The organism is Constrictibacter sp. MBR-5 (genome assembly GCF_040549485.1).
Classification (GTDB): domain Bacteria; phylum Pseudomonadota; class Alphaproteobacteria; order JAJUGE01; family JAJUGE01; genus Constrictibacter.
In genome coordinates this window covers 449,391-472,619 of sequence record NZ_JBEPTK010000002.1, presented here as the reverse complement: position 1 = coordinate 472,619, position 23,229 = coordinate 449,391, and the positions used below count along the sequence as shown (strand labels likewise).

The 23,229-nt window shown below is 70.4% G+C and carries 27 protein-coding genes; 16 read left to right on the top strand and 11 right to left on the bottom strand.

Going from position 1 to position 23,229, the window contains the following annotated elements; translation table 11 throughout:
* Positions 1–57: 57 nt before the first annotated feature.
* The 3 genes from ABIE65_RS06265 to ypfJ all read right to left on the bottom strand — a co-directional run bounded on the left by ABIE65_RS06265 (position 58) and on the right by ypfJ (position 2,725).
* Positions 58–1,146, bottom strand: a complete 1,089-nt coding sequence (locus tag ABIE65_RS06265; protein WP_354076367.1) for an LLM class flavin-dependent oxidoreductase — start codon at positions 1,144–1,146, stop codon at positions 58–60.
* A gap of 91 nt (positions 1,147–1,237) precedes the next feature.
* Positions 1,238–1,729, bottom strand: a complete 492-nt coding sequence (locus ABIE65_RS06260; protein WP_354076366.1) for a CinA family protein — start codon at positions 1,727–1,729, stop codon at positions 1,238–1,240.
* Between the two features lie 90 nt (positions 1,730–1,819).
* The gene (ypfJ, locus tag ABIE65_RS06255) at positions 1,820–2,725 is read right to left on the bottom strand and encodes a KPN_02809 family neutral zinc metallopeptidase (RefSeq protein WP_354076365.1); all 906 of its coding nucleotides are present in this window, start codon (positions 2,723–2,725) and stop codon (positions 1,820–1,822) included.
* Positions 2,726–2,906: 181 nt separating this feature from the next.
* Between ypfJ and ABIE65_RS06250 the strand changes: the two genes are divergently transcribed.
* The gene (locus ABIE65_RS06250) at positions 2,907–3,692 is read left to right on the top strand and encodes an SDR family NAD(P)-dependent oxidoreductase (RefSeq protein WP_354076363.1); all 786 of its coding nucleotides are present in this window, start codon (positions 2,907–2,909) and stop codon (positions 3,690–3,692) included.
* Positions 3,693–3,703: 11 nt separating this feature from the next.
* On the top strand, positions 3,704–4,477 hold the full coding sequence (locus ABIE65_RS06245; RefSeq protein WP_354076362.1) for an SDR family oxidoreductase: 774 nt from the start codon (positions 3,704–3,706) through the stop codon (positions 4,475–4,477).
* 51 nt (positions 4,478–4,528) lie between these two features.
* On the opposite strand, the gene ABIE65_RS06240 is transcribed toward ABIE65_RS06245, so the two are convergent.
* The 5 genes from ABIE65_RS06240 to ABIE65_RS06220 form a co-directional block, all read right to left on the bottom strand.
* Positions 4,529–4,783, bottom strand: a complete 255-nt coding sequence (locus tag ABIE65_RS06240; RefSeq protein ID WP_354076361.1) for a hypothetical protein — start codon at positions 4,781–4,783, stop codon at positions 4,529–4,531.
* A gap of 37 nt (positions 4,784–4,820) precedes the next feature.
* Complete coding sequence (locus ABIE65_RS06235; RefSeq protein ID WP_354076360.1) at positions 4,821–5,834, bottom strand: alpha/beta fold hydrolase; 1,014 nt, start codon at positions 5,832–5,834, stop codon at positions 4,821–4,823.
* Positions 5,831–6,805, bottom strand: a complete 975-nt coding sequence (locus ABIE65_RS06230; RefSeq protein WP_354076359.1) for a fatty acid desaturase — start codon at positions 6,803–6,805, stop codon at positions 5,831–5,833. The genes ABIE65_RS06235 and ABIE65_RS06230 overlap by 4 nt, the downstream gene beginning before the upstream one ends.
* A gap of 131 nt (positions 6,806–6,936) precedes the next feature.
* Entirely contained in the window at positions 6,937–7,836 is a 900-nt protein-coding gene (locus ABIE65_RS06225; RefSeq protein ID WP_354076358.1) for an HNH endonuclease, read from the bottom strand.
* A 37-nt stretch (positions 7,837–7,873) separates the two neighbouring features.
* Complete coding sequence (locus ABIE65_RS06220; protein ID WP_354076356.1) at positions 7,874–8,530, bottom strand: glutathione S-transferase family protein; 657 nt, start codon at positions 8,528–8,530, stop codon at positions 7,874–7,876.
* A 146-nt stretch (positions 8,531–8,676) separates the two neighbouring features.
* Between ABIE65_RS06220 and ABIE65_RS06215 the strand changes: the two genes are divergently transcribed.
* Positions 8,677–9,507: an isocitrate lyase/PEP mutase family protein gene (locus ABIE65_RS06215; RefSeq protein ID WP_354076355.1), complete on the top strand. Its 831-nt coding sequence runs from the start codon at positions 8,677–8,679 to the stop codon at positions 9,505–9,507.
* A 195-nt stretch (positions 9,508–9,702) separates the two neighbouring features.
* Here ABIE65_RS06215 and ABIE65_RS06210 read toward each other — a convergent pair whose 3' ends face one another.
* Positions 9,703–10,221: a MaoC family dehydratase gene (locus ABIE65_RS06210; RefSeq protein ID WP_354076354.1), complete on the bottom strand. Its 519-nt coding sequence runs from the start codon at positions 10,219–10,221 to the stop codon at positions 9,703–9,705.
* Positions 10,222–10,390: 169 nt separating this feature from the next.
* On the opposite strand from ABIE65_RS06210, the gene ABIE65_RS06205 reads away from it, so the two are divergent.
* From ABIE65_RS06205 to ABIE65_RS06190, 4 genes are all read left to right on the top strand, one after another.
* The gene (locus ABIE65_RS06205; RefSeq protein WP_354076353.1) at positions 10,391–11,020 is read left to right on the top strand and encodes a c-type cytochrome; all 630 of its coding nucleotides are present in this window, start codon (positions 10,391–10,393) and stop codon (positions 11,018–11,020) included.
* 24 nt (positions 11,021–11,044) lie between these two features.
* A complete protein-coding gene (locus ABIE65_RS06200; protein WP_354076352.1) occupies positions 11,045–11,494 on the top strand; it encodes a DUF305 domain-containing protein in 450 nt (149 codons plus the stop codon).
* On the top strand, positions 11,494–12,081 hold the full coding sequence (locus ABIE65_RS06195) for a DUF6692 family protein (protein ID WP_354076351.1): 588 nt from the start codon (positions 11,494–11,496) through the stop codon (positions 12,079–12,081). Before ABIE65_RS06200 ends, ABIE65_RS06195 begins: the two co-directional genes overlap by 1 nt.
* 129 nt (positions 12,082–12,210) lie before the next feature.
* Positions 12,211–12,531 (top strand): hypothetical protein, encoded by a 321-nt coding sequence (locus ABIE65_RS06190; RefSeq protein WP_354076350.1) that lies wholly within the window; start codon positions 12,211–12,213, stop codon positions 12,529–12,531.
* A gap of 33 nt (positions 12,532–12,564) precedes the next feature.
* Here ABIE65_RS06190 and ABIE65_RS06185 read toward each other — a convergent pair whose 3' ends face one another.
* The gene (locus ABIE65_RS06185; RefSeq protein ID WP_354076348.1) at positions 12,565–13,215 is read right to left on the bottom strand and encodes a polysaccharide deacetylase family protein; all 651 of its coding nucleotides are present in this window, start codon (positions 13,213–13,215) and stop codon (positions 12,565–12,567) included.
* A 190-nt stretch (positions 13,216–13,405) separates the two neighbouring features.
* On the opposite strand from ABIE65_RS06185, the gene ABIE65_RS06180 reads away from it, so the two are divergent.
* The 8 genes from ABIE65_RS06180 to dctP all read left to right on the top strand — a co-directional run bounded on the left by ABIE65_RS06180 (position 13,406) and on the right by dctP (position 21,497).
* On the top strand, positions 13,406–14,572 hold the full coding sequence (locus tag ABIE65_RS06180) for an MFS transporter (RefSeq protein ID WP_354076347.1): 1,167 nt from the start codon (positions 13,406–13,408) through the stop codon (positions 14,570–14,572).
* A gap of 81 nt (positions 14,573–14,653) precedes the next feature.
* The gene (locus ABIE65_RS06175) at positions 14,654–16,315 is read left to right on the top strand and encodes an MFS transporter (RefSeq protein WP_354076345.1); all 1,662 of its coding nucleotides are present in this window, start codon (positions 14,654–14,656) and stop codon (positions 16,313–16,315) included.
* A 73-nt stretch (positions 16,316–16,388) separates the two neighbouring features.
* Complete coding sequence (locus ABIE65_RS06170; protein WP_354076343.1) at positions 16,389–17,210, top strand: ABC transporter substrate-binding protein; 822 nt, start codon at positions 16,389–16,391, stop codon at positions 17,208–17,210.
* A 2-nt stretch (positions 17,211–17,212) separates the two neighbouring features.
* The gene (gene cbiB, locus ABIE65_RS06165) at positions 17,213–18,178 is read left to right on the top strand and encodes an adenosylcobinamide-phosphate synthase CbiB (RefSeq protein ID WP_354076341.1); all 966 of its coding nucleotides are present in this window, start codon (positions 17,213–17,215) and stop codon (positions 18,176–18,178) included.
* A gap of 68 nt (positions 18,179–18,246) precedes the next feature.
* Complete coding sequence (locus tag ABIE65_RS06160) at positions 18,247–18,930, top strand: SDR family oxidoreductase (protein ID WP_354076340.1); 684 nt, start codon at positions 18,247–18,249, stop codon at positions 18,928–18,930.
* A 39-nt stretch (positions 18,931–18,969) separates the two neighbouring features.
* Positions 18,970–19,764 (top strand): enoyl-CoA hydratase/isomerase family protein, encoded by a 795-nt coding sequence (locus ABIE65_RS06155; RefSeq protein WP_354076338.1) that lies wholly within the window; start codon positions 18,970–18,972, stop codon positions 19,762–19,764.
* A 29-nt stretch (positions 19,765–19,793) separates the two neighbouring features.
* The gene (locus ABIE65_RS06150; protein WP_354076336.1) at positions 19,794–20,390 is read left to right on the top strand and encodes a CatB-related O-acetyltransferase; all 597 of its coding nucleotides are present in this window, start codon (positions 19,794–19,796) and stop codon (positions 20,388–20,390) included.
* Between the two features lie 75 nt (positions 20,391–20,465).
* Positions 20,466–21,497 (top strand): TRAP transporter substrate-binding protein DctP, encoded by a 1,032-nt coding sequence (gene dctP / locus ABIE65_RS06145; protein WP_354076334.1) that lies wholly within the window; start codon positions 20,466–20,468, stop codon positions 21,495–21,497.
* Between the two features lie 42 nt (positions 21,498–21,539).
* Here dctP and ABIE65_RS06140 read toward each other — a convergent pair whose 3' ends face one another.
* Positions 21,540–22,454 carry a LysR family transcriptional regulator gene (locus tag ABIE65_RS06140; RefSeq protein ID WP_354076332.1) on the bottom strand — a complete coding sequence of 305 codons (915 nt, stop codon included), beginning with the start codon at positions 22,452–22,454 and terminating at the stop codon, positions 21,540–21,542.
* A gap of 135 nt (positions 22,455–22,589) precedes the next feature.
* Here ABIE65_RS06140 and wrbA point away from each other — a divergent pair, with 135 nt between their 5' ends.
* Positions 22,590–23,192 carry an NAD(P)H:quinone oxidoreductase gene (gene wrbA / locus ABIE65_RS06135; RefSeq protein WP_354076330.1) on the top strand — a complete coding sequence of 201 codons (603 nt, stop codon included), beginning with the start codon at positions 22,590–22,592 and terminating at the stop codon, positions 23,190–23,192.
* The last annotated feature ends 37 nt before the right edge of the window (positions 23,193–23,229 follow it).

Genomic DNA, 23,229 nt, shown 5'->3' with positions numbered 1-23,229 from the left:
TCCTGAAGCCCGAAAGGTCGGACCGGTCCCGTCCGAGCGGGACCGGCCGGCGAAGCGTCAGACGAAGGGGGCGACCTGCTCCCAGGCCAAGCGGATCGAGTTCTCGGCGCGGACCGGTGGCATGCCGCCCATGTTCGACCAGAGGACGAACTCGGTGATGCCGAGTTCCTCCTTCAGCCGCTTCAGGCGGTCGATGCATTCCTGAGGGTCGCCGGCGATGCAGGCGCCGTGCTCGATGAGCTTGTCGAAGGCGAGATAGCCCATCTCGCGCGCCTTCCGGCCCTCGATCATCGTGGTCTCGTAGCCGCGGACGACACCCCCGGCGCTGGTCTGCTGGTGCGAGGCGACCTTCTCGTAGAACCACTCGACCGGCCCGCGCATGGTCTCGCGCGCCCGCGCGCCGTCGGTGTCGCAGTAGAAGGGCAGCAGGATCATCCGCTCCAGCTTCGCCGGATCGTGACCGTGCTCGACCAGCGCCTTTTCGTAGCGGCGCAGTTCGTCGCCCAGGCGCGGGATCCATTCCTCGCGATAGGTGCGGTAGGTGAAGGGTGCCGCAAGCTGCACCGACCAGCCGTGCTTCGCCGCGTTCGCGAAGCTCTCGGTCGAGATCGACGCCTGGTAGATCGGCGGATGCGGCAGCTGGACGGGCTTGGGCAGCACGTCGATGGGCTCCGGCACCTTCCAGTATGTGCCGTCGAAGGTGATTTTGCCCTCGCCCCAGGCGCGCAGGATCAGTTCGACGCCCTCGTCGAACATCTCGCGGCTCTGGTCCATCGGCACGCCGAGGCCGACGAACTCGTGCGGCTGGTAGGCGCGGCCGATGCCGAAGTTCAGCCGGCCGCGCGACAGGCAGTCGACGAGGGCGAAGTCGGCGGCAGTGCGCAGCGGATGGTTGAACGGCACCACCACGACCGCCGTGCCGATGCGCATGCGCTTGATCCGTTGCGCGACGGCGGCGGCGATGACCTGGGTCGAGGTGACGATGCCGTAGGTCGAGAACAGATGTTCGGCCACCCAGGCGGTGTCGTAGCCGAGCGCCTCGGCGAGTTCGAACAGCTTCATGTCCGACTCCAGCCCCTCCACACGGAAGGACTGGTCGGGATACTGGCTGAGGCTGAACACGCCCCATTTGAGGCCCTTCTTCATCGGCGTCTCTCCCGTTGTCGGCTTGTTGCCGCATACGGTAGCGACTCGGACGGAGGACGCCAGTCCCCCACCCCGCGCGGCCGGAAGACGGTCAGCGGCCGGTGGCGGAGACGCCCTTGCCGAGCAGGTCGAGCACGGCCTCGGCGAACGCCCACATGTTGCGCTCGCGGTCGCTGTCGCCGGTCTCCAGGGTGATGACGTGCTCGACCGGTCCGCTGATCGCGATGCAGGTGTGGCCGGCATCGTCGCCGTAGCGGTTGCCGGTCGGACCCGCGGCACCGGTCTCGCCGACGCCCCAGTCGGTGCCGAAGGTCTCGCGCGCCGCCTTCGCCAGCATCAGCGCATAGGGCTCGGAGCTGGACCGGACGCCGCGCATCGCCTCCTTCGGGATGCCGGTCAGGGCCGCGCGGGCGGTCGCGGTATAGATGACGGCGCCGCCCTGATAGTAGGCGGAGGCCCCCGGTACGGCGAGCAGCGACGCCGACACGAGACCGCCGGTCGAGGATTCGAACACCCCCACGGTCTGTCCCTGCGCCTTGAGCTTCTCGCCCAGGGCCGTCGCCATTTCGGTCAGTTTCGTCATCGCCGTTCCCTCTCCTTGCACAGGACCGGGATCATGCCAGCCCCCGCACGGGCGCGAAACGGGGGGACGCGTTGCGCGCGGCGCGTCCCTCTAGAGCGTGCCGACGCCGAAGGTGTCGCAGGCGCGCAGTTCGCCGCTGTTGAAGCCGCGGCGGAACCAGCGGACGCGCTGGGCGGAGCTGCCGTGGGTGAAGCTGTCGGGTGCGACGCGGCCGCCGGCCTCGCGCTGCAGGGTGTCGTCGCCGATCGCGGCGGCGGCGTTCAGCCCCTCCTCGAGGTCGCCTTGCTCCAGGATCGCGCGGCTGCGGTCGGCGTGGTTGGCCCAGATGCCGGCGAAGCAGTCGGCCTGCAGTTCCATGCGCACCGACAGCGCGTTGGCGTCCGACTGCGACATCGACTGCTGCAGGCCGCGCACACGGTCCGATACCCCGAGAAGCGTCTGGACGTGATGGCCGACCTCGTGCGCGATGACGTAGGCGCGGGCGAAGTCGCCCGGTGCGTCGAAGCGGCTGTCGAGCTCGTCGAAGAAGCGCACGTCCAGATAGACCTTGCGATCGGCCGGGCAGTAGAAGGGGCCGACGGCGCTCTGGGCGAAGCCACAGCCCGACTGCGTGCCGCCGGTGTAGAGGACCAGTTTCGGCTCCTCGTAGGTGCGGCCCTGGGCCCGGAAGATGGCGCCCCATGTGTCCTCGGTATCGGCCAGGACCTGCGACACGAACTGCCGCGACGCGTCGTCGAGTTCGGGCGGCGGGGTCGGTGCCGCCTGCTCGTAGCCGGTGCCGTCGTCGAGCAGGACGCGCGGATCGATGCCGAGGGCGTAGGACAGGCCCAGAACGACGAGCAGGCCGACGATGCCGATGCCGCCGCCGCGGCGCATCCCGCCGCGGCCCGCGCCGCGGCCCATGCGGAAGCCGCCGCCCATCCCGCCGCCCATCGCGCCACGCTGACCGCGCCTGTCTTCGATGTTCCCGCTCTCACGACGACCGCCGAGACGCATGTTTCCTCCGTCGGCGCGGCGTGTTGGATCCGTTCCGCGCGGCATCAACGCCGCAGCCGGGCGGCCATTCGTAGACCATCCAATCTGGCCGACTTCAAGGCGGCGCCGCCTTGACCCCTACCCCGCCGCCGTGTCGAATGCGGCAGCTTCGGTGAGGGGCAATCGCAGAGGGAGGAACGGCGTGGACATCAAGGGAACGGTCACGATCGTCACCGGCTCGTCGAGCGGGATCGGGGCGGCCACCGTCCGCCGGCTCGCCTCGAAGGGCGGCAACGTCGTCGTCAACTACAGCCGCAGCGAAGGGCCGGCGCGCAAGGTGGCCGAGGAGTGCGAGGCGATGGGCGCCGAGGTGCTCGTCTGCCGCGCCGACGTTTCGGACGATGCCGACTGCAAGCGGCTCGCCCGGGAGACGATGGACAAGTGGGGCCGCATCGACGGCCTGGTGAACAATGCCGGCACGACCAAGTTCGTCGACCATACGGACCTGGACGGCCTGAGCGCCGACGATTTCCTCGGCATCTACCGGGTGAATCTGGTCGGGCCCTACCAGATGATCCGCGCCGTGGCGCCGCACATGAAGGCGGGCGGTCGCGGCGGCGTGGTCAACGTCTCGTCGATCGCCGGCGTCATGGGCACCGGCAGCTCGATCGCCTATGCGGCCTCGAAGGGTGCCTTGAACACCATGACGCTGTCGCTGGCGCGCGCGCTGGGGCCGGAGATCCGGATCAACACGGTGTGCCCCGGCTTCGTCGCCGGCGACTGGCTGCGCCAGGGGCTGGGCGCCGAGCGCTACGACAACACGCTGGCCAACCTGAAGAAGAACAACGCGCTCGCCAACGTGGCGACGCCGGAGACCGTGGCGCAGGCGATCGTCGGATTCCTGGAGAATGCCGACCTGGTCACCGGCGAGTTCATGATGGTCGACGGCGGCGGCCATCTGGGCGCCGTGCCGCTGCGCGCGCGCTGAGGGAGAAGGACATGTCCGAGAGACAGGGACGCATCGAGGGCAAGGTCGCCTTCATCACCGGCGGCGCGTCGGGCCTGGGCAAGGCGACGGCCGAGCTGTTCGTGCGCGAGGGCGGCCGGGTCGTCGTGGCCGACATCAACGAGGCGATGGGCCGGGAGGTCGCCGCCTCGCTGGGCGACGCCGGGCATTTCGTGAAGCTCGACGTCACCGACGAGGCGCAGTGGATCGCCGCGATGGAGGAGACGCTCGCGCATTTCGGCAAGCTGAACATCATGCTGCAGAGTGCCGGCGTCGGCCTCGGCAAGCCGATCACCGAGATCACCATGGAGGAGTGGCGGCACGTCCACGCCATCGACCTGGACGGCGTCTTCCTGGGCATGAAGCACGGCATTCCCGCCATGGTGAAGTCGGGCGAGCCCTGCTCGATCGTCAACATCTCGTCGATCGCCGGCAACATCGCCGGCCACAACATGGCGGCCTACAACTCGGCCAAGGCGGCGGTACGCCACGTGTCGAAGTCGGCGGCGCTGCACTGCTGCCGACAGGGCTGGGACATCCGCGTCAACACGGTGCACCCGACCTTCGTCGACACGCCGATCCTCGACCGGCACAAGGAGAGGTTCGGCGCCGAGTTGGCCCTGCAGAAGCTCGGCCGGCAGGTGCCGATCGGCCGCGTCGGCAAGCCGCTCGAGGTGGCCTACCCGATCCTGTTCCTGGCCTCGGAGGAATCGAGCTACATGACCGGCTCGGAACTGCTGGTCGACGGCGGCATCTCGGCGATGTGAGGCCGGCGTCGCCGGGCGGCGATCCTCGCACCCGGGCGGCGATCCTGCCGTTCACCGCGGCGGGAGTTCGTCACCCGCTTCGGCGGGCCGGCTTCTGCCGGCCCGGTCGAGGATAGCGTAGGCTTCCGCGAGATTCGCCTTCGCGGCCCGAGCGCGAAAATAGCTGTCGGCCTTCAGTGCGGAGAGTTTTTCGGCGATCGCGACATTGACCAGACTGTCGAGTGCGATCCCCTCCGACTCGGCAGCCTTCCGCGCCTCCTCCAGAAGTGCCGGCTCCAGCTGAACTGTCAGACTCGCCTGTTTCACGATCGGGCCTCCACACGCTGCTACGCAGCGGCCGATCCTAATCCGCCAGAAGGTCCCGCACCGCCTGGATGAGGAAGCGCTCGTCCTCGCGGTTCTGGACGGGGTTGCCGGCGCGGTGGCCCCAGACGGAGGGGATGGGGCGGAGTTCGGCATTGCGCAGGTGGGGCATCTCGGCGCGGTTGTCGTCGACCTGGAAGTAGAGGTCGGTCTCGCCGGGCATGACGAAGGTGCGCGCTTCGATGGCGCCGAGTGCGGCGGCGAGGTCGCCGCGGTACATCTCGTTGTCCGAGATGTCGTTGTGCTCCCAGGTCCAGAACTGGGCGAGCAGGTCGTTGGCGTCGCGGCGGCGGAAATTGCCCTCCCAGGCGGCGACGATGAAATCCTCCATCGAGGCGTAGCCCAGGCCGCGCCAGAGCTCCTTGCGGTAGAAGGTCTGGCTCATCGCCCAGCCGGCATAGAGCCGCCCCATGGCGCGCAGCCCGCGCAGCGGCGGCTCGGCGAACCAGCCGTCGCGCCATGCGGGATCCGCGGTGAGCGCGGCGCGCACGCCGTCGATGAACAGCCTGTTGTGCGGCGAGGTGCGCGCCGAGGTGCAGACGGCCGCCACACGGTCGACCTTGTCGGGGAAGGCCGCTCCCCACTGATAGGCCTGCTGGCCGCCCATCGACCAGCCGTAGACGAGCGCCAGCCGGTCGATGCCGAACACCTCGGTCAGCAGCCGGCGCTGGGCCATGACATTGTCCCAGGTCGTCACGTGCGGATAGCGGCCGCGGTCGTAGGGGAACGGCGTGTTGCTGGGCGACGAGCTGAGGCCGTTGCCGAACATGTTGGGTATGACGATGAACCAGCGCGTCGGGTCGAGCACCCGGTCCTCGCCGATCAGCCACTCGATGTCGGTGTGATGGGCGCCGTAGGAGGTGGGGTAGAGGATGGCGTTCGACTTGTTGGCGTTCAGCCGGCCGTAGGTCTTGTAGACGATCCGCGCGTCCTTGAGGGTCATGCCCCGCTGCAGGCGGAAGTCGCCGAGGCGGAAGGTGGTGGGCTCGTTCATGCGGCCTTCTCCAGCGGCTTGTCGGGAAGCTGGGCATAGACCTCGCGGTTCACGGCGACATAGCCGTCGCCGAGATGGGCGAGCCGGTCGCGGACCATCGCATGCGCCTCCGGCAGGCGGTGGAACGGGATCGACGGGTAGAGGTGATGCTCGGCGTGGAACGGCATGTTCCACATCAGCAGGCGAACCGGCCAGAGGGTGCGCGTCGTGCGCGTGTTGGTCAGGCCGTTGTCGTCCTCGCTGCAGCCGGTGTGCTCGGCGATCAGGTAGGCGCGCAGGAAGGGCATGGCGAGGAACACCGGCCCGATCCACCAGACCAGCGCGGCGGGCGACCCGGCGGCGATGGACGCCACGGCGATCGCGGCGTAGAGCGCGATCTGCAGCCGGGCCGAGGCGACGACCCGCGGCGCCTTGGCCGGCGCGACATAGGGCATGCGCTCGAACCGGCCGGTCGCGATGCGCCAGAGGAAGCCGAGGCGCGAGCGCCAGTAGGGCAGCCCCGACAGCAGCCAGAGATAGTGGCCGCGGCTCTTCGGCGGGTTCAGGTCGCGCTCGGGGTCGCGCTCGGGGTCCTGGGTGTACTTGTGATGGGCCGCGTGGAATTCGCGGTAGAAGTCGACATTGTTGAAGAAGACGGCGCCGGCCAGCCAGCCGACGACGTCGTTGAGCCAGCGCGAGCGGAAGGCCGTGTAGTGCGAGCCTTCGTGGAACGGCGCGAAGCAGGCGACCAGCACGATGCCGTGCAGCACCATCGCCGGCACGAGCAGCCACCACGTTCCCAGCGCCAGCCAGACGAGCGCAGCCGTCGCCGCCATGATGGCAAGATGCGCCGCGAGCCGCGCGAGCCCCGGCAGGTCCGAGCGTTCGCTGAGGCTGCGCAGGTCCTCCGGGCGGATGACCCGCTTGGCCTCCGCCGCCGCCGAGCGCGGGCGCCGCGCCCGCCCGCTTTCTGCCGTCCCGATCGCAGCCATCGCAAACCTCCCGCCGTCGCCGGAGCCCAGAGCCGACCTCAGTCTAGCAAGAAACGCGCCCGCGGATCAGCCTCCAGACGCCTGGGCAGCCACGGCGTCCTCCGGCGTGCGCCCTTCGGTGATGGTCGAAGTCAGTGTTTGAAGCAATGCTCCCTGTGCCACTGCAGGAAGTGCGGATGCGGACGGTCGGCCGGACGCAGCGGCGCCAACACGCGACCGCTCTCGTTGATCATCGCCTGGATCCCCTGGGGATCGTTGACCTGCCGCGACACCAGGATCGTCAGATCGTCGGCGACGCTGATCAGGCCCCTGCCGAACATCCAGTGCGCAGTTCCCGTCAGGGCCAGTCCGTTCGTGACGATATCGGGCCCGCTGGCCTCGACCGGTCGAATGTGCGCCGCCTCGACCTCGGCTCGGCCGCCGCCATTGATCAGCCTGAGCCCGGTGATTGCGCAACGGGCGTCGTAGGCGCGCAGGACCACGCGCCGAAAGACACGGTCTCGGACGATGCGCGAGCCGAGATAGGCGACCCGGGTTCTTTCGCCCTCGTATTCGAACGGCAGGATGTTCTCATGGAATCCGGCGTCCCCGACGGCATCGTCGACGCGCGGCAGCACGTCGTTGCGATCCGAGAGCCCCACTTCAATGATCCGTCGAAAGTCCGAGCCGGAAATGGGCCGGACCGCGGCCTGCGCACGGCCCGAGATCCGGCCCTCCTCATTGAGCACGCCGCGCTCGATGACCCCGTCGGTGCCGCTGAACGGCACGGGGGTCGCAAAATCGAGATAGCTTCCCGGCGCGATCAGCGCGAGGTGCATGCCCGGCGCGGTCGGATCCGGAACAACGGATTCGACCTTCGCGACGGCAAAGTAGCCGCGGGTCGCGAGAACCTTGCGGGGCTCGTAGTAGATGATCCAATCACCGACGCAGGCCTGCACCCGCTTCAGATATTGCGCCGGAAACTGGTACCGTTCGGCCGGGCTGTCGTCATAGATCGAGTCGGCGCGGTGAATGAAGACACCGTAGGACACGCTCCCGCTTTCCGACCCAGGCCTGACGAGCGCCCGACTATGCCGGCTCGGCGTCGCGCTTCTTCATCATGGCGACGTAGGCGGGGCGGGATTGGCAGGCGGCGAGCCAGGCCTTCACGCGGGGTGCGGCCTCGAAGAGTTCCTTGGCCGGGACGGCGTAGCGGACGACTTCGGCGAGGTTGATGTCGGCGACGGTGAAGCGGCCGCCGACCACATGGCCGGTCTCCGCAAGCGCGGCGTCGAGCACGGCGAAGGGCGCGCGCAGCGCCTCGATCGCCGCCTTGGCGACGGCGGCGTCGCGCTCGGCCTCGGGCTTGGCGACCATGTGGTAGAGGACCTGGATCGAGTGCGGTTCGACCTCGGTCGCGGCCCACAGCGTCCACGACGTCATCAGCCCCTCCTCCGCCATGCTAGCCGGCGCCAGCGGGCCGCCGTGCTTGCGGGCGAGATAGAGGTTGATCGCCAGCGATTCGTGCAGAATCAAGCCGTCGTCGTCGATCGACGGGATGTGGCCATTCGGGTTCACCTTCAGGAAGGCCGGCGAGCGCGAGTTCAGCGGCGCGTCCGGTGCGCCGGGGTTCGCGAGCCGGTTCGCCTGGACGACGGGCACGAGTTCGAACGGCACGCCCAGCTCGTCCAGAAGCCAGATGTTGCGCGAGGCGCGCGAGCGGTAGACGCCGTAGAGCTTGAGCATGCGGGGCCGTTCCTTCCAGTTCGTGCGGTGGATGCTAAGCGCAATCGCGGGGCCGGCACCAGTGGCACCGCCGCCCCGCGGTGCAGTGGCACTGGACAGTCCGGCCGCGGCGGCGCGATGGTCGCCGAAACAGACGGAGACGCCCGATGCCCAGCAGCCAGTCCGAGAAGGCCGACCGCTTCCGCGCCCTGCATGCGGGACCGGAGGCCTTCGTCATCGCCAACCCGTTCGACGCCGGATCGGCCCGCGTGCTGGAGGGCCTGGGCTTCGCCGCGCTGGCGACGTCGAGCGGCGGCTTCGCCGGGACGCTCGGGCGGCGCGACGGGCGCGTGACGCGCGACGAGGCGCTGACCCATGCGCGGCTGGTCGTCGAGGCGGTCGACGTGCCGGTCTCGGCCGACCTGGAGAACGGCTTCGGCCACGCACCGGACTTCGCCGCCGAGACGGTGCGGCTGGCCGCCGGCACGGGCCTCGTCGGCTGCTCGATCGAGGACGCGACCGGCGACCCGGACCGGCCGCTCTATCCCCTTGAGGAGGCGGTCGCCCGGATGGAGGCGTCGGTCGCAGCGGCGCGCTCCCTGCCCTTCGCCTTTACGTTGACCGCGCGCACCGAGAACTTCCTGCGCGGCAATCCCGACCTGGACGACACGATCCGCCGGCTGCAGGCGTTCGAACAGGCCGGGGCCGACGTGCTGATGGCGCCCGGCCTGCCGACCCTGGAGGCGGTGCGCGCCGTCTGCGCCGCGGTCGGCAAGCCGGTCAACTTCATGGTCGGCATCCCCGGCAAATCGTTCAGCGTCGCCGACCTGCAGGCGGCCGGCGTGCGCCGCATCAGCCTCGCCACCTCGCTCTGGCGCGCCGCGATGACCGGCCTGCTCGACGCCGCGCGCGAGGTGAAGGACAAGGGCACCTTCGGCTATGTCGAGACGGCGACGCGGGCGATGAACGACTTTATGCGCAACGACCCGCGGGGGTGACGCGTCGGCCTGGGGGCGGGGGGGGGGCCCCCCCCCGCGGGCCGGCGGGGGGGGGGGGGGGGGGGGGGGGGCGCGCGCCGCGGAGTGACTGAGAGGGGGGAGGGGGGAACCGGGCGGGCGGCGGCGGTGCGCCCCCCCCGCGGGGGGGGGGGGGGCGGGGGGGGGGGCCCCCCCCCCCCCCCCCCCCCGGGGTCCTCAATAGTTCGCCTTGTCCTCCACGGCGTGGCCGCGCTTGGGGATCAGCATCGAGCGGTCGAAGCTCATGACGACGGTGCCGTCGGCCTTCTTGCCGATCGTGCGGATCTTCACGATGCCCTGGGTCGGGCGCGAGGCGGATTCGCGTTTCTCCAGCACCTCGGACTCCGCATAGAGCGTGTCGCCGGCGAAGACCGGGGCCGTCAGCTTGATGTCGGTCCAGCCGAGATTGGCGATGGCCTTCTGGCTGGTGTCGCTGACCGTCATGCCCACGACGATCGAGAGCGTGAGCGTGCTGTTGACCAGCGGCTGGCCAAACTCGCTGTGCTTGGCGTACTCGCGGTCGAAGTGCAGCGGGTGGGTGTTCATCGTCAGCAGGGTGAAGGCCGTGTTGTCGTATTCGGTGATCGTCCGGCCGGGGCGGTGCTCGTAGACGTCGCCGACGGTGAAGTCCTCGTAGTAGCGGCCATAGGTCTCGCGGTAGCGGTTCGGGCCGACCTGCTTCCAGTTCTGGGTCATTGCGCGGGCGTTCCTCGGTTGGGCGTCGTTCGGTTCGCGGGACGATAGGTCCGCGGCCGCCGACGCACAACGCGAGGCGGCATCAGCCGCGCTTCACGCCGGCCGGAGGGACCCTACGCCCCCGGGAACCAATGTCCGCCGACATGGTTGCGGCGACGGGAGGTGCAGCATGAGCAAACGTGGAGAATCGTCGCGAGCCGGCCGTTTCGCAGGCGGCGTGGCGACCGGGGTGTTCGGGACGCTGGTGCTCCTGGCGGGCATCGGCGTCACGGTCGCCTATACCGGCGCCTACAACATCGCGGCGACCGAGGAGCATACCTCGGTCGTGCGGTGGGCCTTCGACACGACCTTCCACAACTCCATCGAGCGGCACGCCGCGGATGCCGTGCCGCCGGAGGCGATCACGCCGGCGATGCTGGAGAGCGGGGCGGGTCACTACAAGGCGATGTGCGAACACTGTCACGCCGGGCCCGGCGCGGAGCGGGCCGAATGGGCGGCCGGGATGCGGCCGAGGCCGCCACATCTGGCCGAAGCGGCCGCGCACTGGACCCTGCCGCAGGTCTTCTGGCTGGCGAAGCACGGCGCCAGAATGACCGGCATGCCCGCCTTCGGACCGACGCACGACGACGCCACGCTCTGGGGGATCGCCGCCTTCGTCAAGGAACTGCCCGGCATGACGCCCGACGACTACGCGGCGACGGGCGCATCGGAAGGTGGGCACGGCGCCGCGCACGGCGGCGGTGGGGCCGGCCACGAGCATGGGCCGCAGGGTGCGACGCCCGGCGGCGGAACCCGCTGAAGACGAGAACCGGAAGGGATCCAGATGTCCTACTGGCGCTTCGCCGCGATGATCGCGACCTCGACGGTCGTGATGTTCGGGCTGATGTACCTGAACACCTATGCCTTCGAGCACGTGTTCTGGAGCGAGACGCGCGCCTGGATGGCGCTGCTCATGGGCGCCACCATGGCGGTGATCATGCTGTCCTTCATGCTCGGCATGTACGGCAACCGCAGGCTGAACATCGGCATCTACGTCGGCGCCGTCGCCGTCTTCGCGCTGTCGCTGTGGCTCGTGCGCGCGCAGGTGACGGTGGACGACGGCGAATATATGCGGGCGATGATCCCGCACCACTCGATCGCGATCATGACCAGCGAACGCGCGCAGATCAGCGACCCGCGGGTGCGCAAGCTGGCCGACGAGATCATCGAGGCGCAGGAGCGCGAGATCGCCGAGATGAAGTATCTGATCGCGGACCTGGAGGCCCGAGACTGATGCTCGAGACCTTTACCAGCCGATCCGGCCGTCCATGCGGGCGGGCCGGTCGATCGAAGCACCGGGCGGCACGGCACGCCCTCATCCTCGTTCTCTTAGCCGCGGCGGGCTGCGGCGAAGGCGGCGCCCCGGACGACGACCTCGCCGGGATCCGCGCACCGGAGCCGGCGCGGATCCTCCCGGCCGAGGAGGCGATCGCCGGTGCGCAGGTGGCGACGCTCGATCCGGCGCCGATGCAGGAGGCCGAGATCCGCGCCGCCCTGGGCGACGGCCCGCGCTGCACCTTCCGCTACACCAGCAGCGGCAAGCCGGTCCTGGCCGCGCGAATGCTGGCCGCCGCCGCGCACGAGGGGATCGTCAAGCTGAACGGCAACCTGATCCGGGCCGGCGCCACGCCGGCCGACGACGGCCTGCTGCTGGAAGCCGGCCGCATCCGCCTGACCCTCACGCCGCTCGCGGGAGCCGCGGCGGAGGCCGGCGGCGAGATGCAGACCGAGGCGGACCTGGTCTTCGAGGTCGGCGACGAACTGCGCGCGGGATACCGCGGCTACTACCGGTGTGAACGGGAGCGTGCGCGGGCGGGGTGAGGCATCAGGCAGGATGATCCGGGCGACCGGCGCATCGGCTGGGATCCGCGGCGGTGGAACCGTCGGCGGCCCTGGTCGGTTGGAGACATGGACCAACCGAACCCGTGCCCCCGGCAGGAGAACCATCGCATGCGCCTTTCCAGACCGCTCGCCGCCCTTCCGCCGTTCCTGGTTGTTCTCGGCGTGCTCGCGATGCCGGCCGCCGCGCAGGAGACGCTGACCGGCTGCCAGTCGCAGCGTAGCCTCGAACAGGTGATCAGCAGCGACAGCAAGCTGATGCCGGACGACTGCCGGGTGCTGAAGGTCACGCCGGTCGACACGGACCGTGGCCGCCTGTGCGTCGTCGACCTGTCGTCGTCGCAGGACGGGGTGCTGCAGCAGCTGCGCGATGTCGCAGCGGCCCAGCAGTGGTGGGTGCGGTGCGACGCGCTGGGCCAGACCGTACGCTGAGGCAGATGGCGCGCTGAGGCTCTACCGTCCCACTCAGTCCAGGTCCGAGACGTAGCCGTCGATCGGCAGGACGGCCCTGCCCTGGCGGATCGGCACGCAGTCGGGCGGGAAGTCCTGGCGGAAGCGGGCGCCGCGGGCGGCCGCTTGGTCGAGGAAGCGCTCCAGGTGATCCATGGCGCCCGTCGGCAGGTCGTGCAGGACCATGAGTGTCCAGGATCGCTCCTCGATCTGCGCCAGGGCGCGGTCGACCCAGCCGTCCGGGTCGGCCCAGTCGCGCGGGATGGCGTTCCACAGGACGCAGTCATAACGCTCCCGCTCCAGCCAGCGCACGACGGACGGCTTCAGCAGGCGGCGGTCCAGATTGCCGCCGCCGCCGAACGGCCGGAACAGCCTGCCCTCCTCCCCCAGGTCGGCGAGGAGGCGTGCCGTCGGCACCAGTTCGCGTTCCACGACGCCGGGGTCGGGATCCGCGCCGAGCGGCGTCTCGTGGGTGAACGTATGGTTGCCGAGCCGGTGGCCTTCGGCACGGGCGCGGACGGCGAGGTCGCGGCAAGCGGGATCGCCCAGCTTTGAGCCGACGAGGAAGAAGGTCGTGCGCAGGCCGCGCGCCGCCAGGATGTCGAGCACGCGCGGCGTCGTCGCCGGATCGGGGCCGTTGTCGAAGCTCAGGGTCAGGTCGGGCATGGGCGCTCGCGGATACGGGGCCGGTGCAACGTAAAGGGTGCAGTGTAAAGGGTGCAGTGTAGGCCAGGCGCGCGCCGAATGCGCGGCCGTCGCGGGCGGGTCGCATCGTGCCGGCACGATCCCTGCTCTAGCGTTTCCGCCACCGAAGCGCCGCCGCCTTCCCCTCCTTCCCGCCACCCCGGAGACCCGCGTGCCGATCGTCGCCGTCGTCTGGGGCGGGTTCTTCCTGATCAACGTCAACGTCGCGGTCATCATCCCGCTGCTGCCCTTCATGCGGCGGGATCTCGACCTTGGCAGCGTCGAGGCGGGTGCCATCCTGGCGGCGTTCCCGGTGGCGGCGCTGGTCGGCAATCTGGTGCTGGGGCCGTTCATCGACCGTTACGGGCGCAAGCGGTTCATCGCGGCCGGCGGCTGCGGTGCGGCGGTGACCCTGCTGGCGACGGCCTTCGCGCCCGACGCGGCGACGGTCATCGCGCTGCGGGCGGCGACGGGCCTGTTCATGCCGATGGTCGGCGCGTCGGTGTTCGCGGCCGTCTCGGACTATTACCCCGCCGAGGCTCGCGCGCGGATCACCGGCTACGTCACCTCGGCGGCACCGGTGGCGATGCTGCTGTCGCTGTCGCTGGGGGTGGTGTCGGGCGGCCTGCTCGACTGGCGCGTGGCGCTGGCCGGGCTGGCGGCGTTCGCCGCCCTGCTCGCCGTCGCGGCGATGCTGCTGCCGCCGACGCCGCTCGCCCTGCGGGCGACGCTGCCGATCGGGCCGGCGACCTATCGCGCGCGGCTGCTCTCCTTCTCCGGCGGGCCGGACACGCGGCGCGTGCTGCTCGCCTATCTCGCCTACAGCGCGGCCATCTTCCTGTTCCTCGGGCTCTATCCCGCCTGGATCCTGGAGGGTGGCGGCGCCACGCCGGCGACGGTGGGGACGATGCTGTTCGTCGGCGGGCTGGGCGGCGTCGCCGGGGCGCTACTGGCCGGCCGGCTGGCACGGGGCTTCCGGCATCCGCTCGGCCTGTGCGCCGTCGCCGCCGGCGCCACGGCGGCCGTCGCGCTGCTGGCGCCGCTCGCCGGACAGGGGCTGGTCGGGCAGGCGCTGCTCTATGGCGGCTTCGCCTTCGGCCGTGACCTGATGCTAGCGCTGATGCTGGGCGGCGCCATGCTGCTCGTGGCACCGACCGAGCGCGCCAGCCTGAATGCCGTGCTGAACGCCCTGTTCCAGACCGGTGCCGCCGCCGGCGGCATGGCCAGCGCCTGGCTCTACGCGGCGGACTCCAGCTACACCACCAGCGCCGCGGTCGCAGCGGCCCTCCTTGCCGGCGCGGCCCTGATGCTGCGCCGCATCGCGGTGCGGCAGAGATAGTCGAGGTGCGGATCGACGCTCGGAGCCGGCGCGGCAAGCTGCTAGCCTTGCGCCCGACGACATCAGGTTGGTGTGAGACCATTGGATTCAGCAGACCCGGCTCGCGCCGCCAAGCCGGCCACCCCTTCCCTCTTCGCCCCCCTCAACAGTCCGGTATTCCGGGCGGTGTGGATCGCCAGCCTGGCGTCGAATTTCGGCGGGCTGATCCAGGCCGTGGGCGCGTCGTGGATGATGACGTCGATCGGCACGGCCGAGACGGTGGCGCTGGTGCAGGCGTCGGTGACGCTGCCGATCATGCTGCTGTCGCTGCCGGCGGGCGCGCTCGCCGACACGCTGGACCGGCGCACGATGATGCTGGCGGCGCAGGCCTTCATGCTGGCCGCCTCGATCCTGCTGACCGCCTGCGCCTGGGCCGGCGTGATCACGCCCTGGCTGCTGCTGACCTTCACCTTCCTGATCGGCTGCGGCACCGCGCTCAACGGTCCGGCCTGGCAGGCGTCGGTCGGCGAGATGGTGCCGAAGGTGGACCTGCCCGGCGCCGTGGTCCTCAACTCGATGGGCTTCAACCTGGCGCGCAGCGTCGGACCGGCGGTGGGCGGCATGATCGTCGCGACCGCCGGGGCCGCGGCCGCCTTCACCGTCAACGCCTTCAGCTATCTCGGCCTGATCTTCGTGCTGCTGCGCTGGAAGCCGGCGGCCGAGGCACGCACCCTGCCGCGCGAGAGCCTGCGCGTGGCGATGGGTGCCGGGTTGCGCTTCGCCGCCATGTCGGGGCGGGTCGGGACGGTGCTGCTGCGCGCGCTCGTCTTCGGCTTCGCGGCGAGCGCGGTGCAGGCGCTGCTGCCGCTGGTGGCCAAGCACGGCATCGACGGCGGGCCGCTGACCTTCGGCCTGCTGCTCGGCGCCTTCGGCGCGGGTGCGGTGGGTGGTGCCATGGCGAGCACGCGGCTGCGCGCGCGGCTGTCGAACGAGATGATGGTGCGGCTGTCCTGCGTCGGCTTCGGCCTCGCCACCATCGTCGTGGGCGTGAGCCCGTGGCTGCTCGCCAGCATGGCGGCGCTGGCCCTGGCGGGCGCGGGCTGGGTTCTGGCCCTGTCGACCTTCAACGTGACGGTGCAGCTGTCGACGCCGCGCTGGGTGGTCGCGCGGATGCTGGCGCTCTACCAGGTGGCCGCGTTCGGCGGCATGGCGCTGGGCAGCTGGGTCTGGGGCGTCGTCGCCGGCAGTCACGACCTGCTAACCGCGCTCTGCATCGCGGGCGCGGTTCAGCTGGTCTGCGCCGCGATCGGGCTGCTGCTGCCCCTGCCCTCGACCTCCGGTCTCAACCTGGAGCCGGTCAGCCGCTGGACGGCGCCGGACCTGGCGGTCGACATCCAGCAGCGCAGCGGCCCGATCGTGATCCAGATCGAGTATCTGATCGACGAGGCCGACATCGACGAGTTCCTGGAGGCGATGGCCGACCGGCGGCGCATCCACCGCCGCGACGGCGCGCGCCACTGGACGCTGATGCGCGACCTCGCCGATCCGCGGCTGTGGATCGAGCGCTACCACGTGCCGACTTGGCTGGACTATGTGCGCCACAACCAGCGCACGACGCAGTCGGACGTCGCGCTCACCGACCATGCGCGCGCCCTGCATCGCGGCGACGGGCCGCCGCGCGTGCACCGGATGATCGAGCGGCCGACGCGGCCGGGCGCGCACGCCACGGCGTCGCATCATCACAATCACCTGCACGAGGGCTGAGCCGGCGGCTTCCAGCGGCAGGCGAGCGCATCCGGCGCTTGCGCCGGAGGCCGCTTCGCGCGATGGGTGCGCCATGCCGCGCCGCCTGACCATGCTCCTCGCCGCCGTGATGATGCTCGCCGCCGCCCCGGCAGCGGCGGCGCCGCAGCGCGTCGTGTCGCTGAACCTGTGCGTCGACCAGTATCTGCTGGCGCTCGCCGACCGGGCGCAGATCGCCGCCCTGACCAATTTCGTCGGCGACCCGACCATGTCGGCTGCGGCGGCGCAGGCCGAGGGAATCCCGCAGATCCGCGGCGCCGCCGAGGAGGTGATCCGCCTGCAGCCCGACCTCGTGCTGGGCGGCACCTTCACCCGGCGCGAGACGCGCAGCCTGCTGCGGCGGATGGGCTATCGCGTGGTCGACGTGGCCTCGGCCGAGACGTTCGAGGCCGTGCGCAGGACGACGCGCGAGCTGGCGGCGCTGCTGGGCCATCCCGAGCGCGGCGAGCGGCTGGTGGCCGAGCTCGACCGTGAGATCGCGGCGGGCGTCCCCGCCGAAAGCGGCGCGACGGCCCTCTACTATCAGCGGCGCGGCTTCGCCAACGGGGCGAGCAGCCTGGTGTCCGAGATCATGGCGACGGCCGGCCTGCGCAACGCGGCGGCGGCGATGGGCCTGCAGCGCACCGGCCGCGTCGACCTGGAGGCGGTCGTCATGACGCGGCCGGACATCCTGCTGGTCGACAGCCTGACGCCGCGGCTGGAGGACCAGGGGACCTACATGCTGCGCCACCCGGCGCTGGCCGCGGCGGTGCCGCCGGAGCGGCGGATCGCCATGCCCCAGGCGCTGGTGATCTGCGGCGGGCCGATGACGGCGACGGCGGTCGCGACCCTGCGCCACGCCGTCGCCGCACACTAGGGATGGCGGCGCCCGACGGTTGGTGGCTGCTGCTGGCGGCGCTGGCGCTGGACGCCGTGGTCGGCGATCCGGCGTGGCTGTGGCGGCGGCTGCCGCATCCGGTGGTCTGGATCGGCAACGGCATCGCGTGGCTCGACGGGCGGATGAACAGGCCAACGCATGCGGCGGGCAGGCGGAGGGCGCTGGGCGTCGCCGCCATCGCGCTGATCGCCGGGGGTGCGGCGACGGCGGGTGCGGCCCTGCACGCAATCCTGGCGCAGGTGCCGTTCGGCTGGCTCGGCGAGATCGTCGTGGCGGCGGTGCTGCTGGCGCAGCGCAGCCTGTACGAGCATGTGGCGGCGGTGGCGGCGGGCTTCCGCGACGCGGGCTTGCCCGGTGCGCGGCGGGCGGTGTCGATGATCGTCGGGCGCGATCCGGAACGGCTCGACGAGCCCGGCGTGTGCCGCGCGGCGATCGAGTCGCTCGCCGAGAATTTCTCCGACGGCATCGTGGCGCCGGCCTTCTGGTTCGCGGTCGCCGGACTGCCGGGCATGCTGGCCTACAAGGCGATCAACACGGCGGACTCGATGATCGGCCACAGGACCGAGCGGCACCGCGACTTCGGCTGGGCGGCGGCGCGGCTGGACGATCTGGTCAACCTGCCGGCCTCGCGCCTGACGGCGCTGTTCATCGCGGTGGCGGCCATCCCGCGCGGCGGCTTCCGTGCCGCACTGGCGGCGGTGCGGCGGGATGCGGGCCGGCACCGCTCGCCGAACGCCGGCTGGCCCGAGGCGGCGATGGCCGGGGCGCTGGGCGTAGCACTCGCCGGACCGCGCGCCTATGCGGGCCACGTCGTCGACGACGGCTGGATGAACGACGGCGGCCGGACCGCAGCGACCCCGGCCGACATCGCGGCGGCGCTGCGCCTGTTCCTCGGTGCTTGCGCGGTGCAGGCGACCCTGGTCGCGGCGGTGGCGGCCTCGTCCTGAGCGGGGAAGACCGCGCCGGACGAAACGCCTATAGTGGCAACTGGAAACGCCCAGCCCAGGAGCCCGCCTTGCCCACAGTCCTCCTTACCGGCGCCAACCGCGGAATCGGCCTGCACCTGGCAAAACAGTATGCGGCGGACGGTTGGAAGGTCATCGCCACCTGCCGCGACCCGGCGGGCGCCTCGGCGCTCAATGCGATCGACGGCGACGTGCATACCCTGGGACTGGAAGTCACCGACGACGCAGCCGTGGCGTCGCTGGCCCGCGAAATGCGCCACGAGGCGATCGACGTCCTCTTCAACAATGCCGGAGTGGCCGGCCGCGAAGCGGGTACGCTCGGCAGCATCGACAGCGAAGTCTGGATGCAGACGCTGCGGATCAACACCGTGGCGCCGATCAAGCTGGCCGAGGCCTTCGCCGATCACGTCGCCGCCAGCGCGCAGAAGAAGATGGCCTTCGTCACCAGCCGGCTCGGCAGCATCGAACTCAATACGATGGGCGGCCGCTACGGCTACAACTCCAGCAAGGCGGCGTTGAACATGGCGGCGAAGAGCCTGTCGGTCGACCTCAAGGACCGCGGGATTTCCATCATCCTGCTGCACCCGGGCCATGTGCGCACCGACATGGGCGGTCCCTCCGCACCCGTGACGCCGGAAGAGAGCGCGGCGGGCATGCGCAAGGTCGTCGCCGGGTTCGACGTCGCCGATAGCGGCGCCTTCCGCAACTACGACGGATCGCCCATTCCCTGGTAGGCGCCGCCCCCTGCCCTCGAACCTCTGCCGGAAGAGACCATGGCCGTCATAGAGATCAGCCGCGACGCCGAAGTGGCGATCGTCATGTTCAACCGCCCGGAGGTGCTGAACGCGGTCGACGAGGAACTCCGGGCCCGCTTCATCGACACCATGCAGGCGCTCGACGCCGATGCCGGCGTCCGCGCCGTCGTCATCACGGCCGCCGGAAACCGGGCCTTCTCGGCCGGCCAGGATCTCGACATGGCGCTGACCCTGACCGCCGACAATGTCGGGGACTGGTTCAGGAAGCTGAAGCTCTTCTATGGCGCGGTGCGCGACATGACGAAGCCCGTCGTCGTGGCGCTGAACGGCGTCGCGGCGGGCGCTGGCTTCCAGATCTCGCTGCACAGCGATTTGCGGATCGCCCATCCCGGCGTGCGCATGTCGCAGCCCGAGGTGAACGCCGGCATTCCGAGCATCGTCGGCTCGATGATCATGCGCGAGGTGATCGGGCTGGCACGCACGGCCGAGATGGCGTTGTCCTGCCGCTTCGTCGGCGCCGACGAAGCGCTGAGCTACGGACTGATCAACGAGATCGTACCGCCGGAACAGGTCCTGCCGCGCGCGATCGAGCGGGCGCGCGAACTGGGCGCCAAGCCGCCGACCGCCATGCGGCTGAGCCGCGCCTGGCTGCGCGAACTCACCCAGCCGGCCTACGACGCGGCGATCGAGGCCGCCGTCGTCATCCAGCGCGAAGCCTTCGGCACCGGCGAACCCCAGGCGGCGGCACAGGCCTTCGTCGCCCGCCGCAGCCACACCCGAACCAGTCAGGCCAACAGCGGCGCCACGGGCTGAGCGCGTTCGCGTCGGGCGGCTGACGGCCCATGCTGTCGCGTCTCGTCGAAAAGGTGCGGCTCCGCCTGCTGCGCCGCCGCGAAATGGACAGCCTCGCGCTGCGCCGACACTTCGCCGCGCGCTACGGGATCGAGGTCGGGCTGTACTCCTACGGCTGCTTCGACCCGATGCGGATTCCCGCAGGCACCGTCATCGGACGCTACTGCTCCATCGCCCCGAATGCGGTCATCCTGAACGCCAATCACGGTGTCGGCTTTCTCGGCCTGACTCCGTATTTCTACATGCCGCATCTCGGCGTGGTGGACCGCGAAACGGTCCCACGCACCCGCTGCACGGTGTCCGACGACGTCTGGATCGGCCACAACGCCGTCATCCTGGCGTCGGTCCGCAGCATCGGCCGGGGTGCGGTGATCGGAGCCGGTGCGGTCGTGACCCGCGACGTGCCCGACTATGCCATCGTTACCGGCGTTCCCGCCAAAGTGGCCCGCCTGCGGTTCGATCCCGACACGATCGCCCGCATCGAGGCCACCCGCTGGTGGGACGGAACGCCGGACGATCTCCGACGCCTGGTAGTGGATAATCCCGAACTCGCATTTGATCCTGCCGGTGACCGACGCGACGGTTGAGACCGCGAGCGTGAGCGCGGAGGCTCTGCTAGCATCGCAAGGTCGATAACGAGAAAACACCGGGAGATCGCTACAATGAGTGGAACGAACTGGCACGCCGCCCTGGCGGGGGCGGCGATGGCTTTGGCCGGCCTCGGCGCTCCGGCGCAGGCGGCCGAAAAGGTCGTGTGGAACTTCTCGCTGTGGGGACCGCCGCGGGCGGCGACGGCGGCGGCGGACTACTTCGCGAAGACGGTCGAGGAGAAGACCGGCGGCAACTTCACGATGAAGCTGCACTATGGCGAGGCGGTGTCGCCCTCGAAGGAGAACCTCGACAGCATTAAGATCGGCTCCGTCGAGATCGCGATGATCTGCACGGCCTATCATCCGGGAAAGAACCCCGCGATGACGGGCCTCGACCTGCCGTTCCTGCCCTTCGCCGACCTGGACGTGCAGCAGAGGGTCCACGAGACCTACTACAAGCACCCCGCCGTGGTCGACGAGATGAAGCGGTGGAATGCGGTCGCCGTCTTCTCGAACCTCCTCCCCCAGTCTGAATTCATCGGCGTCGGCACGCCGCCGAAGACCCTGGAGGACTGGAAGGGCAAGCGGGTGCGGGCGATCGGCGGCATCGGCGAGGCCATGCGCGTCCTTGGCGCCGTACCCACCTCGGTGCCGGCGCCGGAGGTCTACACCTCGCTGGAGCGCGGCATGGTGAACGCCGCCTCGCTGCCCTTCACCTACAACCACATCGCCATGCGGCTGCATGAGATTTCGAAGTGGTACACGGTGAACATGGCGCCGGGCAGCAGCAACTGTCCCACCGTGGTGAGCATCAGCGCCCTGAACGCGCTGCCCGCCGAATACCGCCAGATCCTGGAAGCCGCCTATCCCGCCGGCTACGCCTTGCTGAAGAACGCCTACAAGGAAGTGGACGTGACGAACCTCGCCCTGCTGGAGAAGATGGGGCTCGAATCGATCCGCTATTCCGACGAGCAGGTGACAGCTTTCCGCCAGAACGCTGCCCAGCCCATCTGGGATAAGTGGGTCGCGGACATGAAGGCGAAGGGGGTCCCAGGGGAAGAACTCCTGAAGCTGATCTTCGACACGGCGAAGGGCGGCGCCTGAGCCGCATCCCGGACGCGGGCACGCGCGCAGGGAGCCGCAGCTTCACAGCCCCTCCTCCCAGGGCGGCGTGCCCGTGCCGAAACGGGCCGTCAGGAACTCGAAGAAGGCGCGCACCTTGCCGGAAAGGTGGCGACCGTGCGGATAGACGCAGTGGATGCCGGTGGTGGGCGGTGTCCAATCCGGCATCAGGGCGCGCAGGCTGCCCGCGCGGAGCTGGTCGCAGACGATGAAGGTCGGCATGAGGACGATGCCGAGGCCGGCCTCCGCGGCGGCGGCGAGCACGTCGCCATTGTTCGCGCGGAGCGGCCCCTTCACCTGGACACTCGCCTGCTGCCCGCCCGGGCCGGTGAAATTCCATCCCTGGCCGCGCGTGGTCAGGGCGTAGATCAGGCAGTCGTGCGCGGCGAGGTCGGCCGGCGTGGCGGGCTCGCCGCGACGCGCCAGATAGTCCGGCGAGGCGGCGAGGACGGCGCGCGTCGTGCCGACCCGTCGCGCGATCAGGCTGGAATCCGGAAGGTCGGCGATGCGAACGGCGACGTCCCAGCCCTCGTCGAACAGGTCGACCATGCGGTCGTTGAGCGCGAGGTCGACGGTGATGTCGGGATAGCGCGCGAGAAACGCCGGCAGCACCGGCCCGAGATGACGGAAGCCGAAGGACATCGGCGCATTCACCCGCAGCTGCCCGCGCGGCGAGGCGGCATCGCTGGTGACGAGCTGCTCGGCCTCCGCGATGTCGTCGAGGATCCGCACGCAGCGCTCGAAATAGGTGCGGCCGGCCTCGGTCAGGCTGAGCCGCCGTGTCGTGCGGTTGAGCAGCCTGACGCCCAGAGCCTCCTCAAGGCGGCCGACATGCTTGCTCACAGCCGCGCCCGATAGGCGCAGGTCGCGCGCCGCGGCAGCGAACCCGTCCTGCTCGACCACCCGCCGAAACACCGCCATCGCCGCCAGACGATCCATGGCTCCGCCATCCATTACTTCCGTTATGGAAAGAATATCATGCGATCGTCACCGGTTTGATACGGTCCGACGCGGATCCACCTTCTGCAGCGAGCGGCGACGACGCCGCAACGTGTTCGACGATAGGAGGCTACGATGGCGAAGGTCCTGGTCCTGTACTACAGCAGCTACGGCCATGTGGAGACGATGGCGAGCGCGGTCGCCGAGGGCGCCGAAAGTGTGGCGGGCACCGAGGTGACCCTGAAGCGCGTGCCCGAGCTCATGCCGCGCGAGGTCGCCGAGAAGGCGGGCGTCAAGCTCGACCAGACGGCGCCGATCGCGACCGTCGACGAGCTGCCGCAGTACGACGCGATCATCTTCGGCACGCCGACGCGCTTCGGCAACATGGCCTCGCAGATGCGCAACTTCCTCGACCAGACCGGCGGCCTGTGGGCCAAGGGTGCCCTGATCGGCAAGGTCGGCAGCGTGTTCGCCTCCACCGCCAGCCAGCACGGCGGCCAGGAGACGACGATCACGTCCTTTCACACGACGTTGCTGCACCACGGCATGGTCATCGTCGGCCTGCCCTACAGCGAGCCGGGCCTGACCAAGATGGACGAGATCAGCGGCGGCACCCCCTACGGCGCCACGACTCTGGCGGGCGCCGACGGCAGCCGCCAGCCGAGCGAGAACGAGCTCACCCTGGCACGCGCCCAGGGCAAGCACGTGGCGCAGATCGCCGCGAAGCTGGGGGCCTGAGCCCCGAGCAGGCGTCCGCCGACCGTCCTTGCCCGGC